Origin of the sequence: Nocardia cyriacigeorgica, assembly GCF_010868145.1 — a bacterium.
GTDB lineage: Bacteria > Actinomycetota > Actinomycetes > Mycobacteriales > Mycobacteriaceae > Nocardia > Nocardia cyriacigeorgica_D.
Window position 1 is genome coordinate 22,695 of record NZ_JAAGUY010000038.1, and the last position, 12,796, is coordinate 35,490.

At 67.4% G+C, this 12,796-nt stretch carries 10 protein-coding genes; 4 read left to right on the top strand and 6 right to left on the bottom strand.

The genetic code is table 11. The features are described from left to right. Positions 1-118 precede the first annotated feature (118 nt). Positions 119-2,686: an alpha-glucan family phosphorylase gene (glgP, locus tag GV792_RS26990; protein ID WP_163827794.1), complete on the bottom strand. Its 2,568-nt coding sequence runs from the start codon at positions 2,684-2,686 to the stop codon at positions 119-121. 89 nt (positions 2,687-2,775) lie between these two features. On the opposite strand from glgP, the gene GV792_RS26995 reads away from it, so the two are divergent. Next, the gene (locus GV792_RS26995; RefSeq protein WP_163827795.1) at positions 2,776-4,779 is read left to right on the top strand and encodes a maltotransferase domain-containing protein; all 2,004 of its coding nucleotides are present in this window, start codon (positions 2,776-2,778) and stop codon (positions 4,777-4,779) included. Between the two features lie 31 nt (positions 4,780-4,810). Next, positions 4,811-6,949: a 1,4-alpha-glucan branching protein GlgB gene (gene glgB, locus GV792_RS27000; protein WP_163827806.1), complete on the top strand. Its 2,139-nt coding sequence runs from the start codon at positions 4,811-4,813 to the stop codon at positions 6,947-6,949. A 138-nt stretch (positions 6,950-7,087) separates the two neighbouring features. Here glgB and GV792_RS27005 read toward each other — a convergent pair whose 3' ends face one another. The 3 genes from GV792_RS27005 to GV792_RS27015 form a co-directional block, all read right to left on the bottom strand. Next, a complete protein-coding gene (locus GV792_RS27005) occupies positions 7,088-7,933 on the bottom strand; it encodes a tetratricopeptide repeat protein (protein WP_163827807.1) in 846 nt (281 codons plus the stop codon). A 61-nt stretch (positions 7,934-7,994) separates the two neighbouring features. After that, entirely contained in the window at positions 7,995-8,372 is a 378-nt protein-coding gene (locus GV792_RS27010) for a DUF3817 domain-containing protein (protein ID WP_163827796.1), read from the bottom strand. A gap of 71 nt (positions 8,373-8,443) precedes the next feature. Next, positions 8,444-9,622: an acetyl-CoA C-acetyltransferase gene (locus GV792_RS27015; protein ID WP_163827797.1), complete on the bottom strand. Its 1,179-nt coding sequence runs from the start codon at positions 9,620-9,622 to the stop codon at positions 8,444-8,446. Between the two features lie 150 nt (positions 9,623-9,772). Here GV792_RS27015 and mce point away from each other — a divergent pair, with 150 nt between their 5' ends. Together mce and GV792_RS27025 are read left to right on the top strand one after the other, a co-directional pair. Beyond that, a complete protein-coding gene (gene mce, locus GV792_RS27020; RefSeq protein ID WP_163827798.1) occupies positions 9,773-10,246 on the top strand; it encodes a methylmalonyl-CoA epimerase in 474 nt (157 codons plus the stop codon). Positions 10,247-10,332: 86 nt separating this feature from the next. Next, entirely contained in the window at positions 10,333-11,340 is a 1,008-nt protein-coding gene (locus GV792_RS27025) for a hypothetical protein (protein WP_163827799.1), read from the top strand. A gap of 80 nt (positions 11,341-11,420) precedes the next feature. Here the strand turns inward: GV792_RS27025 and GV792_RS29950 are convergent, their stop codons facing one another. Further along, complete coding sequence (locus tag GV792_RS29950; RefSeq protein WP_256673889.1) at positions 11,421-11,723, bottom strand: ATP/GTP-binding protein; 303 nt, start codon at positions 11,721-11,723, stop codon at positions 11,421-11,423. Positions 11,724-11,732: 9 nt separating this feature from the next. Continuing rightward, positions 11,733-12,407, bottom strand: coding sequence for an endonuclease NucS (gene nucS / locus GV792_RS27030; protein WP_163827800.1), 675 nt, complete (start codon positions 12,405-12,407; stop codon positions 11,733-11,735). Positions 12,408-12,796: the final 389 nt, after the last annotated feature.

Consider the following 12,796-nt stretch of genomic DNA (forward strand, 5'->3'; position numbering starts at 1 on the left):
CAGTGATATGCGTGACGCTGGGACACCCGGCCCGTTGTTCGGTCGGTGACGCGCGGTCACGCGCTCGGCGCAGGGCTCACCGCACCCGGGCGCAGCCCTCACACATCCAGCGCCACCCTCATACGCTAGGTGCGGCAACCAATCCCAGTTCGGCGTCGGATGCGAGCAGCTCGCTGTGCGGCAGTACGCGCACGGTGTAACCGACCGCGCCCGACAGCGGCACCGGCGTCTCGATCTCGAACAGCTCGAGCCCGGAATCGGAGCCGGAGTGCTTCATCGACATGGTGGTGACATCGGACAGATCGTCGGTAGGCGAGACCCGCCCGAGGACGGCCTGCACCGCCACATCGTCCGGGGAAAGCCCGCCGAGGTCGACCCGCGCCGTCAACGACAGCGGCGCCCCGATGATCGGCGTATCCGGCAATCCAGCGCTGTCGACCTGCGCCACCCGCACCGACGGCCACGCCGATTCCACCCGGCGCCGGTACTCGGCGACAGCGCGCGCCCCGGCGAAATCGTCGGCGACGGCACTGCGGCAGGCCGCGGCGGCGGGCGCGTAGTAGTCGAGCGCGTAGTCGCGCACCATGCGCGAGGCCAGCACCTCCGGTCCGAGCGTTTGCAGGGTGTGGCGCACCATCTCCACCCAGCGCAGCGGCATACCGTCGCTGTCGTGGTCGTAGAAGCGTGGCGCGACCGAACGTTCGAACAGGTCATAGAGGGCCGCGGCCTCGAGATCGTCGCGACGGTGCTCGTCGCGGATGCCGTCGGCGGTGGGGATGGCCCAGCCGTTCTCGCCGTCGTACATCTCATCCCACCAGCCGTCCCTGATGGACAGATTGAGTCCGCCGTTGAGCGCCGACTTCATTCCGGAGGTACCGCAGGCCTCGAGCGGGCGCAGCGGATTGTTCAGCCACACATCACAGCCCCAGTACAGGTAGCGGGCCATCGACATGTCGTAGTCGGGCAGGAAGACGATGCGGTGACGCACCTCGGGATCGTCGGCGAAGCGCACCACCTGCTGGATGAGCGCTTTGCCGCCTTCGTCGGCGGGATGGCTCTTACCCGCCACCACCAGCTGCACCGGACGGTCGGGGTCGAGCAGCATCGAACGCAGGCGCTGCGGGTCACGCAGCATCAGCGTCAACCGTTTGTAGGTCGGCACCCGGCGAGCGAAGCCGACGGTCAGCACGTCCGGATCGAAAACGCCATCGATCCAGCCCAATTCGGCCTCGGCGGCACCGCGTTGCAGCCACGACGCGCGCAGCCTGCGGCGGACCTCGGCGACCAGGGTGGCGCGCAAGGTGTTGCGGGTCGACCACAGCTCGGCGGGCTCGATATCGCGCAGCTTCTCCCAACCGCGCGCCTCTTCGACGAGTTCGGCACCGATGCGTTCACGCGCCTTCTCGATCCACTCCGGTGCTGCCCAGGTTGGCGCGTGCACACCGTTGGTGATCGAACCGATCGGCACTTCGGCGGCATCGAACCCGGGCCACAGCGAGGCGAACATCTCCCGGCTGACCTCACCGTGCAGCCTCGACACACCATTGGCGCGCTGAGCAAGCCGCAAACCCATATGCGCCATGTTGAACACCGACGGATCCGACTCACGTCCGAGCGCGACGATGCGGTCCACCGATAGCCCCGGCAGCAGCGAGGACTCCGCTTCGCCGTGCGGGCCACCGAAATACCTGCGTACCATCGGCATCGGGAACCGGTCGATCCCCGCGGGTACCGGCGTGTGAGTGGTGAACACGGTGCCCGCCCGCACCGCCGCCAGCCCGGCATCGAAATCGAGCCCGGCCGACACGTATTCACGGATACGTTCCAATCCGAGGAAGCCGGCGTGGCCCTCGTTCATATGGAAGACATCCGGGTCCGGCAGCCCCTCGGCACGGGTGTAGGCACGCACCGCGCGCACACCGCCGATACCGGCCAGGATCTCCTGTTTGATCCGATGGTCCTGGTCACCGCCGTAGAGGCGGTCGGTGACCGCGCGCAGTTCGGGATCGTTGTCCGAGATATCGGAATCCAGCAGCAGCAACGGCACCCGTCCCACCTGCGCGACCCACACCCGCGCGCGCAGTACTCGCCGATCCGGCATACCCACATGAATCAGCACCGGCGAACCGTCGGTGGTCAGCAGGCGCAGTGGCAAGCCCTGCGGGTCAAGTGCCGGATAGTGTTCGGCCTGCCAGCCGTCGGCGGTCAGCGACTGCCGGAAATAGCCCGAGCGGTACAGCAGCCCGACACCGATCAGCGGCAGCCCCAGATCCGAGGCGGCCTTGAGATGATCGCCCGCCAGGATGCCGAGCCCGCCGGAATAGTTCGGCAACACCTCGGTGACACCGAATTCCATGGAGAAGTAGGCGACCCCACGCACCTGCGAACCGCGCCGCTGGAACCAGCCGGGCGTGGCCAGGTACTCGCGCAGATCGGCCGCTGCGGCGTCCACCCTGGCGATGTAGCCGGGGTCGGCGGACAGCTCGTCGAGCCGTTCGCGCGGCACCTCGCCGAGCATCCGCACCGGATCGTGGCCGAGCTCGAGCCAGCGCGCCGGGTCGAGTTCGGCAAACAGATTCTGGGTCGGACCATGCCATGACCAGCGCAGATTCGTCGACAACTCACCAAGCGCCGCGAGACGCTCGGGCAGATGGGCGCGGACTGTGAACCGACGCAGTGCCTTCACCAGCCGAACCCTACCCAACAATGCGAGCCTCGGATCGCGCTCGGTGCGCTCATCACTTCGTTCGCGCCGGCGAACGGTACGGTTGGGACGTGACCGGCCGCATCGCAATCGATGACATTGCCCCGTTCATCCCCGGAGGCCGGCCCGCCAAGGCGGTCGTCGGCGAGGTGTTCCCGGTGCGCGCCGTGGTGTGGAGCGAGGGACACGACGCGGTCGCCGCCACGCTCGCGGTGCGCGGGCCCGGGTCCTCGCGGATGGTACGCATCCGGATGACACCGGACTACGAGCCCGACGTCTTCAACGCCACCGTCACCCCGCACGCGCCGGGCACCTGGACCTTCCGCATCGAAGGCTGGCTCGATCCGATCGCCACCTGGCGGGCCGCGGTGGAGGCGAAACTGGCGGTCGGTCAGAGCGCCGCCGATCTGGCCAACGATCTGGAACTGGGCGCCCAGCTGTTCGATCGCGCCGCCCAAGCGGTACCGAAGAAACAGTTCGAACGGCTGCGCGCGGTCGCGGCCGCCCTGCGCAGCGAGGAACAGCTTCCGGCCCGGGTCGCCCCCGCCTTCACCGACGACGTCGCCGACATCCTGCGCGCCACCCCGCTGCGCGACCTGGTGACCCGCGGACCTCAGCACACCGTGCTGGTCGAACGCCAGCGCGCGCTCTACGGCGCCTGGTACGAATTCTTCCCCCGCTCCACCGGCGGCCGCACCGCCGAAGGCCACCCGGTCCACGGCAGTTTCGCCACCGCGACCAAGGATCTGCCGCGTATCGCGGCAATGGGCTTCGACGTGGTCTACCTGCCGCCCATCCATCCGATCGGCGCCGTGAACCGCAAGGGCCGCAACAACTCGCTCACCGCAGAACCCGGCGACGTCGGCTCACCGTGGGCGATCGGCTCGGCCGACGGCGGGCACGACGCCATCCACCCCGAGCTCGGCACCGAGGAAGACTTCGCCGATTTCGTGGCCGCCGCCGACCGGCTCGGCCTCGAAGTGGCACTCGATCTCGCTCTGCAATGCGCACCCGACCATCCGTGGGTCAGCGCGCATCCCGAATGGTTCACCACCCTGCCCGACGGCACCATCGCCTACGCGGAGAACCCGCCGAAGAAATACCAGGACATCTACCCCGTCGACTTCGACAACGACGCCGACGGCCTCTATGCCGAGGTCCTGCGCGTCGTCCGGCACTGGATCGATCTCGGCGTCAAAATCTTCCGCGTCGACAACCCGCACACCAAACCCGCCGACTTCTGGGAATGGTTGATCGCCACGGTGCGCCGCACCGACCCCGAGGTGGTGTTCCTGTCCGAGGCGTTCACCCGCCCGGCCCGGCTGTACGGGCTTGCGCGCCGCGGATTCAGCCAGTCCTACACCTATTTCACCTGGCGCGTCAGCAAATGGGAGCTCACCGAATTCGGCCGTGAGCTCGCAGCCAAGGCCGACGAAGCCCGGCCCAACCTCTTCGTCAACACCCCCGACATCCTGCACGAAAGCCTGCAACACGGCGGGCCTGGCATGTTCGCCATCCGCGCCGCCCTCGCCGCGACCCTCGCACCCACCTGGGGTGTGTACTCCGGATTCGAATTGTTCGAGCACCAAGCTGTGCGACCGGGCAGCGAGGAGTATCTGAACTCGGAGAAGTACGAGTTGCGCCCGCGTCCGTTCGCCGAGGCGCTGGCCCGAGGTGAATCGCTGGAGCCCTGGCTGACCAGGCTCAACGAGATCCGGCGCAACCATCCGGCGCTGCGTCAACTGCGCTGCCTGCACTTCCACCACATCGACAACGACGCCATGCTGGCCTACTCGAAATTCGATCCGGTCACCGGCGACGCCGTGCTGGTGGTGGTGAACCTCAACCCGTTCGCCGCCGAACAGGGCATGCTCTCGCTCGACCTGCCCGCCATCGGCCGCGAATGGCACGACCACCCGGTGGTCTACGACGAGATCAGCGGCGAGGAATATCACTGGGCGCAGACCAACTACGTGCGTCTCGACCCGGCCAAGGCCGTCGCACACATCCTCGCGCTGCCCCCCGTCCCCCAGGCCGCCCGCACCGAACTGGCCTTCCGCAGGAATTTCGGATGAGCAGGGTCCGGCGGTGAAGCGCCGCGACCTGATGCTGCTCGCGGCGGGCACCCACCCCGACCCGCACACCGTCCTCGGCGCACACCCGCACCCGGACGGCACCGTCGTCCGGGTGCTGCGCCCGCACGCCGACACCGTGACGGCACGAATCGGCACCGACGAGCACCGGCTCGATTCGCTCGGTCACGGAATCTTCGCCGGTGTGCTGCCGTATCCGGAGCTGATGGACTACCGCGTCGTCACCACCTACCCGGGCGGACAGACGGTCGTCGGCGCCGACGGCTACCGGTTCCTCCCCACGCTCGGCGAACTCGACCTGCACCTCATCGGTGAGGGCAACCATCAGCGGCTGTGGGAGGTGCTCGGCGCGCATCCGCGCCGCTACACCACCCTCGACGGTGAGGTGACGGGCACATCGTTCGCGGTGTGGGCGCCGAACGCCCGCGGTGTCAGCGTGATGGGCGATTTCGACGAGTGGAGCGGCACCAGCGCACCCATGCGGTCGCTGGGCAGCTCCGGGATCTGGGAGGTGTTCGTGCCCGGTGTGGGGCCCGGCACCCGATACAAGTACCGGGTGCACGGCGCCGACGGTCGCACCGTCGACCACGCCGACCCGTTCGCCTTCGCCACCGAGGTCCCGCCCGCCACCGCCTCGGTCATTACCGAATCGCAGCATGTGTGGTCCGACGATGTCTGGCTCGCCACCCGCGCCACGACCGAACCCGCCCGCGCGCCGTTGAGCGCCTATGAGGTGCATCTCGGCTCGTGGCGGCCGGGGCTCGGCTACCGCGAACTTGCCCAACAGCTGGCCGAATACGTGCGCGCGGCCGGTTTCACCCATATCGAACTGCTGCCCGTCGCCGAGCATCCCTTCGGTGGGTCGTGGGGGTACCAGGTCACCTCCTACTACGCCCCGACCGCCCGATTCGGCACCCCCGACGACTTCCGTGCCTTCGTCGACCATCTGCACGGCCAGGGCGTCGGCGTTCTGCTGGACTGGGTGCCTGCACACTTCCCGCGCGACGAATGGGCCCTTGCCAGGTTCGACGGCACGCCCCTCTACGAGCACCCCGATCCACGGCGCGGCGAACAACTGGACTGGGGCACCTACGTCTTCGACTTCGGCCGCAACGAGGTGCGCAACTTCCTGATCGCCAATGCCCGCTACTGGATCGAGGAATTCCACATCGACGGCCTGCGCGTGGACGCGGTCGCCTCGATGCTCTACCTCGACTACTCGCGTCCCGACGGCGAATGGGAACCGAACGTGCACGGCGGGCGGGAAAACCTCGAAGCCGTCGATTTCCTGACCGAACTCAACGACCGCATCCACAGCGAGCACCCCGGAGTCCTCACCATCGCCGAGGAATCAACCACCTGGCCCGGCGTCACCCGCGCCATCGAGGTCGGCGGCCTCGGCTTCTCCATGAAATGGAATATGGGTTGGATGCACGACACCCTCGGATACCTGCGCCGCGACCCGATCCACCGATCCTGGCACCACAACGAGATCACCTTCTCGCTGATGTACGCCTGGAGCGAGAACTATGTGCTGCCCATCAGCCACGACGAGGTGGTGCACGGCAAAGGCACGCTGTGGACCCGGATGCCCGGCGACGACTACGCCAAGGCGAGTGGCGTGCGCGCCCTGCTGGCGTACATGTGGGCTCACCCGGGCAAACAACTGCTGTTCATGGGCCAGGAATTCGGCCAGTTCCGCGAATGGTCGCACGACCGCGGCCTGGACTGGCACGAACTCGACAACCCGCTGCACCGGGGCGTGCAGACCCTCGTCCGCGACCTCAACACCGTCTATCTGGCGCGCCCGGCGCTGTGGACCCAGGACACCACACCCGGCGGGCATTCCTGGATCGAAGCCGACGACCGCGAGCACAATGTGCTGGCCTTCCTGCGCTACGGCACCGACGGCTCCGTCATCGCCTGCGTCTACAACTTTGCCGGCTCGGCCCACGACAAGTATCGGGTCGGTCTCCCCACGGCCGGACGCTGGACCGAGATCCTCAATACCGACGCCGTCGAATACGGCGGGTCGGGGATCGGGAACCTCGGCGCGGTCGTGGCCGATGAGGAGCCCTGGCACGGACGACCGGCTTCTGCGGTGCTCGCGCTCGCACCGTCGAGCGCGGTGTGGCTGGCCGCGGCGACATAGGCGATCCCCGCCCGGCGCGGCGTCGCAACGATCGGTCGCGGGGGGCCTGATCCTGCGGTATGGCCGAAACGAGCGAGCGCCCACACTCACGAGGAGTGCGGGCGCTCGAAAGACCTGCTGAAATTCGCGTAATGCGCTTCAGTACAGCGCGGCCGCCAGCTTGCGCCGCGCGGCCACCACGAACGGCTCGGCCTGATCGAACAGCTCGAACAACTCCAGCAGCCGGGTACGAACCTTGGTGCGGTCATCACCTGCGGTGCGCTTGACGAGGCCGATCAAGCGATCGAAAGCGGCCTCGGGGCGCTGATGGAACAGTTCGATATCGGCGGCGTCGAGTTGGGCGTCGACATTGCCGGGATCGGCGTCGGCGGTGGCAATCGCCGAATCCGGCAGATCCTGGGCACGACCGAGGAAGCGCAGCTGCCGGACCGCGGCCTTGGCCTCGGCATTGTTCGGCTCGGCTTCCAGAATCGACTCGTAGGCCGACTCCGCGCCCGCAAGATCGCCCTGTTCGAGCAGGGCCTCGGCCATGGTGAAGCGCGGATCCTCGGCGGGCTCCTGCGGCTCGCCGTCACCGCCTTCGAGCTTGCCCGCGACCGCATCGACCACGGCACCGAGCCACTGCCGCACCTGCGGCTCCGGCTGCACACCCTGGAAGTCGGCCAGCGGCTGTCCGCCTGCCACCGCGATCACCGTCGGAATGCCCTGCACACCGAACGCCTGGGCGATGCGCATATTGCTCTCGGCCTCGACGGTCGCCAGATCCCAGCTGCCATCGCCTTCACCGGCCAGCCGCTCGAGCAGCTGCACCAGTTCGACGCTGCCGGGGCTGCGCTGCGAGTACAGCGCCACCACCACCGGCACCTGGGTCGAACGCCGAAGCACCTTGGTTTCGAAGTCGGCCTCGGTCACCGTGTATCCGCCTTCGGGGGCCGCACCAGCGGGCGGCTGCTTCAGGCTGGACAGATCCACCGCGCCGGACATGGCGGCGGCAACGGCTGGCGAAGGACGACGAGCGGCTGGTCGAGTCACGAGCTCCAGTCTGTCACGAAGACACGCGAGCGGGTGCCGGGGCGTCGGTCGCGGCACCGGCGCTCAGCTCACCGAGCTTGCCCGTGCGCACCGCCCAGACCTCGAAGATCACCGTGCAGAACGGCGGAATGCTGGAGGCCAGCGCGAGCACGGTGGTCTTCCAGTTCCAGTTCAGCTCACGCGAGGCCAGCAGCGCGCTGAGCACGAACAGAATGAAGATGCCGCCGTGTACCGGGCCGAAGATCTTCACACCGATCTCGTTGCCGTTCTCGGGGATGTACTTGAATGCCATCCCGACCAGCAGACCCAGCCATGACAGTGCCTCGAGCACGGCAAAGAATCGGAACCTACCCGCGACGCTGCGCAGATCCAAGAAACCCATGGCCACCATTGTGCCGCATACACTACGACCGGTCGTAGTTGAACCGGTCACAACTGGCGCCGCCGGACGCAGTCCGCGAACTACACCTTGATGATCAGCGCATCGCCCTGACCACCGCCACCACACAGCGCGGCCGCACCCACACCGCCACCGCGGCGCTTCAGCTCCAGCGCCAGATGCAGCACGATGCGCGCACCCGACATGCCAAGCGGGTGGCCGATGGCGATCGCGCCACCGTTGACGTTCACCTTCGCCGGGTCGATGCCCAGCTTGTTCGTAGAAGCGATACCGACCGCGGCGAACGCCTCGTTGATCTCCACCAGGTCCAGTTCGGACGGGTCGATACCGGCACGCGCGCATGCCTTGGCGATGGCGTTGGCCGGCTGATCCTGCAACGTCGAATCCGGGCCCGCCACCACACCGGCGGCACCGATCTCGGCGATCCAGCTCAGGCCGAGCTCCTCGGCCTTGGCCTTGCTCATCACGACGACCGCGGCGGCGCCGTCAGAGATCTGCGACGCCGAACCCGCGGTGATGGTGCCGTCCTTACGGAACGCCGGACGCAGCTTGCCCAGAGATTCGACGGTGGTGTCGGCGCGGATGCCCTCGTCCTCGGTGACCATGATCGGGTCACCCTTACGCTGCGGCACCGCCACCGGGACGACCTCGTCGTCGAACACGCCGTTCTTCCACGCCGCGGCCGCGCGCTGGTGCGAGGCCGCCGCGAACGCATCCTGCTCCTCGCGGCTGATCGGCGCGGAATCGTTGCGGGTCTCGGTCAGCGCACCCATCGCCTGATCGGTGAAGATGTCGTACAGGCCGTCGAAGGCCATGTGATCGCGCATCGTGACATCGCCGTACTTGAAGCCCTCACGGCTCTTCTCCAGCAGATGCGGGGCCTGGCTCATCGACTCCTGACCACCGGCGACCACGATGTCGTACTCACCGGCGCGGATCAGCTGATCGGCGAGCGCGATGGCGTTGATGCCGGACAGACACACCTTGTTCAGCGTCAGCGCGGGCACATCCATCGGGATGCCACCGGCGACAGCCGCCTGCCGGGCCGGGATCTGGCCCGCGCCAGCGGTCAGCACCTGGCCCATGATCACGTAGTCGACCTGGTCGCCGCGCACACCGGACTTCTCCAGCGCTGCCTTGATGGCGAATCCGCCGAGATCCGAACCGCTGAAGCCCTTCAGACCGCCGAGCAGGCGCCCGACCGGGGTACGCGCACCGGACACGATCACGGAGTTGGTCACGACGAGCCTCGCCTTCTCAGTTCACTGCATTCGTGGATCAGCATCTGTCCGCGCGCACGCGACCCGCGCGGCGCGATGACAGCCTCGTACTCAACGGTAGCGGGTCGGGCCGCGACAGCCCCGCGCAGGTACGCGCGCTACGTTCGAAGCGTGAGCACTTCTACCGACTCGAACGAATTCATCCCCGCGGACTACGTGATCGCCGTCGATCACGTCGGCATCGCTGTGCCCGACCTCGACGCCGCCGTCGCCTGGTACACCACCAATCTCGGCATGGTGGAAACCCACCGCGAGGTGAACGAGGGGCAGGGCGTGCAGGAGGCCATGCTGTCGTGCCCGGCGGCCGCCGACGATGCGACTGCCTTGCAGTTGCTGGCCCCGCTCGACGAGACCTCCACCATCGCCAAGTTCATCGAGCGCAGCGGCCCCGGCCTCCAGCAGCTGGCCTACCGGGTCACCGACCTCGAGGCCGTTTCAGCACATCTGCGCAGCCGCGGGCTACGTTTGCTCTACGACGCGCCGCGCGGCGGAACCGCCGGGTCCAGCATCAATTTCGTACATCCGAAGGATGCTGGTGGTGTGCTGGTGGAGTTGGTCGAGCCGAACCCGAATGTTACGCACTAGTACCAAGATCGGGCCGGAAGATCTCGTCTCGATGACATTCGCAGTCGACTCACCATCTACCCCACTCAGGCTGTAGTTTGTTGGCCATGTCGTCACCTGAGTCCGATCGCAATCGCTTCGTTGCACTGCCCTTCACTGTTGTGCGCAAGGGTTATGCGCAAGACGAGGTGCGTAACTATTTCGACCGTTTTGATGCCGAACTGAGGGTCACCGCCACCGATCGTGATGCGGCCGCCGCGCAGGCTCGTAACCTTGCGAGCCAGCTCGAGGACGCGCGCGACGAGATCGATGAGCTCCGCAAGGAGGTCGATCGGCTGTCCGTGCCGCCGACCACCGCGGAAGGCATGAGCGACCGTATTTCCCGCATGCTGCGACTGGCCTCCGACGAGGCGTCCGAGGTCCGCGCGCTGGCGCAGGCCGAGGCCGCGGAGATGGTGTCGATCGCCGAGCAGCAGGCCACCGAGATGCGTGGCAAGTACGAGTCGCTACTCGCCGAGACCAAGGAAAAGCGCGAGGCGCTCGAAATCGAGTTCGAGCAAACCCTGGCGAACGCACGCACCGAGTCGGCGAAGATCATCGAGGCCGCCCAGGCCGAGGCCGACCGCCTCGGCAAGGAAGCCGATGCCAAGCGCAAGGCCACCCAGCAGGACTTCGAAGTCACCATGGCCGAGCGGCGCACCAAGCTCACCCGCGCCATGGAGGAGCTGGAGGCCACCAGCCGCGCCGAGGCCGCGCAGCGGATCAAGGACGCCACCGACGAGGCCAACCGCCTCATCACCTCCGCCACCCAGACCAGCGAGCGCAAGATCGCGCACGCCAAGGAGCTGGCCGAGGAGATGCGCGTGCTGCGCGGCCGGGTCCTGGCCCAGCTGCTCGGCATCCGTGGTCAGCTGGATTCGGTGCCCGCGATGCTCGCCGCGGTCAACCGGGAGAGCGAACTGCTCGACGGTGTCCCCGACCAGCAGCGCAAGTCGATCAGCGGTGGCGGCACCAAGTCCGTCACGGGTTCGCGCGCCAAGGCGATCCCGGAGGTCACGCCGGAAGACGACGAGGTCGTCGACGAAGAGCGTGAGAACGCCGAGATCAGCAACTGACCTCGGGCCTACGCGGCGACAGAACACATATCAGCATCGAAGGCCGTCCCTGCGGGGGCGGCCTTCCTCGTGTCCGGAGCTCAGGACCAGCGGCGCGTGATGCCCCGGGTCCGCCGACCGTTCCAGCAGCCGCGATGCCAGTGCCTGCGGTCGTCCTCACCGCCGTAAGCCGGCCAGGCGACGATATGTGCGACCCCAGGCACGATCTCGTGATCACAGCCGGGGCAGCGGTAGGTCTTGATCGCCCGTGTCCCGGGAATCGTGCGCACCACATACATTTCGTTGCTGGGTCCCGGCTCCGTGCGCCCGAAAACATCGCCCAGCGGGCGGCCGGACGACGAGTCCGCGGCCCGGCGCTCTGAGCGCGGTTTACGGCGAGGCATGGTCCCAGCTTAGAAGAGCCGGAACTCGTTGCTCTCCGTGCCGCGCAGGGCCTCGTAATCGAGGGTCAGGCATCGGATTCCACGGTCCTCGGCGAGGGTGCGCGCCTGCGGTTTGATCTGCTGCGCCGCGAACACACCTGCCACCGGCGCCAGCAGCGGATCGCGGTTGAGCAGTTCGAGATAACGAGTGAGCTGCTCGACACCGTCGATCTCGCCGCGCCGCTTGATCTCCACCGCCACCGTCGCACCGTCGGCGTCACGGCACAGCAGGTCGACGGGACCGATGGCGGTCATGTACTCCCGGCGGATCAAGGTGTAGCCCGCGCCGAGGGTCTGCACATGTTCGGCGAGCAGCTCCTGAAGATGAGCCTCCACACCGTCTTTCACCAGACCGGGGTCCACCCCGAGCTCATGCTTTGAGTCGTGCTCGATCTCCTCGACGGTGATCCGCAGCTCCTCGCCGGCCTTGTTGGTGACCACCCACAGTGCCCCCGCACCGTCACCGTCGCGCTCCTCCAACCAGCACGGCGGACTCATCCAGTTCAACGGCTTGTAGGACCCCCCGTCGGAATGCACCAGCACCGACCCGTCCGCTTTCATCAGCAACAGCCTGCGGGCCATCGGCAGATGGGCGGTGAGTCGACCGACGTAGTCGACCTGACAGCGAGCAATCACGAGGCGCACCGGGACGAGTGTAGGGGGCGCGCGGGTTAGGGCTCGACCGGCCTCGGTACGCCCGGCTCCATCAGTCCGGAAGCGCAAAGCAGTAGGTGGTTTTGGCGGCCACGATGATCGACCGACCGGCGCTGGCCGGGTAGGCGGTAGCGGCGCGTGGGCGGGCCGATCCGTAACCCGAAAGCGGACCCGAAATGTTCGGTGGCGACGTTGAATGCCCATACGCCGCAGGCTCATACGGCTCAGACGCCGTCGGCACGAACTATCGATAAGTCCATAGAAACGACGAAAGCCCCCGACCGAAGTCGGGGGCTTTCGTGAAAGGATGTTCCGGCGGTGTCCTACTCTCCCACACCCTGTCGAGTGCAGTACCATCGGCGCAGGTGGCCTTAGCTTCC

Bases quoted from the DNA above. Each gene is read 5' to 3' on its own strand.
- GV792_RS27025 (WP_163827799.1), top strand. From the start codon at position 10,333: ATGTCGTCACCTGAGTCCGATCGCAATCGCTTCGTTGCACTGCCCTTC.
- GV792_RS27010 (WP_163827796.1), bottom strand. From the start codon at position 8,372: ATGGTGGCCATGGGTTTCTTGGATCTGCGCAGCGTCGCGGGTAGGTTC.
- GV792_RS27005 (WP_163827807.1), bottom strand. From the start codon at position 7,933: ATGTCCGGCGCGGTGGATCTGTCCAGCCTGAAGCAGCCGCCCGCTGGT.
- glgB (WP_163827806.1), top strand. From the start codon at position 4,811: ATGCTGCTCGCGGCGGGCACCCACCCCGACCCGCACACCGTCCTCGGC.
- GV792_RS29950 (WP_256673889.1), bottom strand. From the start codon at position 11,723: ATGCCTCGCCGTAAACCGCGCTCAGAGCGCCGGGCCGCGGACTCGTCG.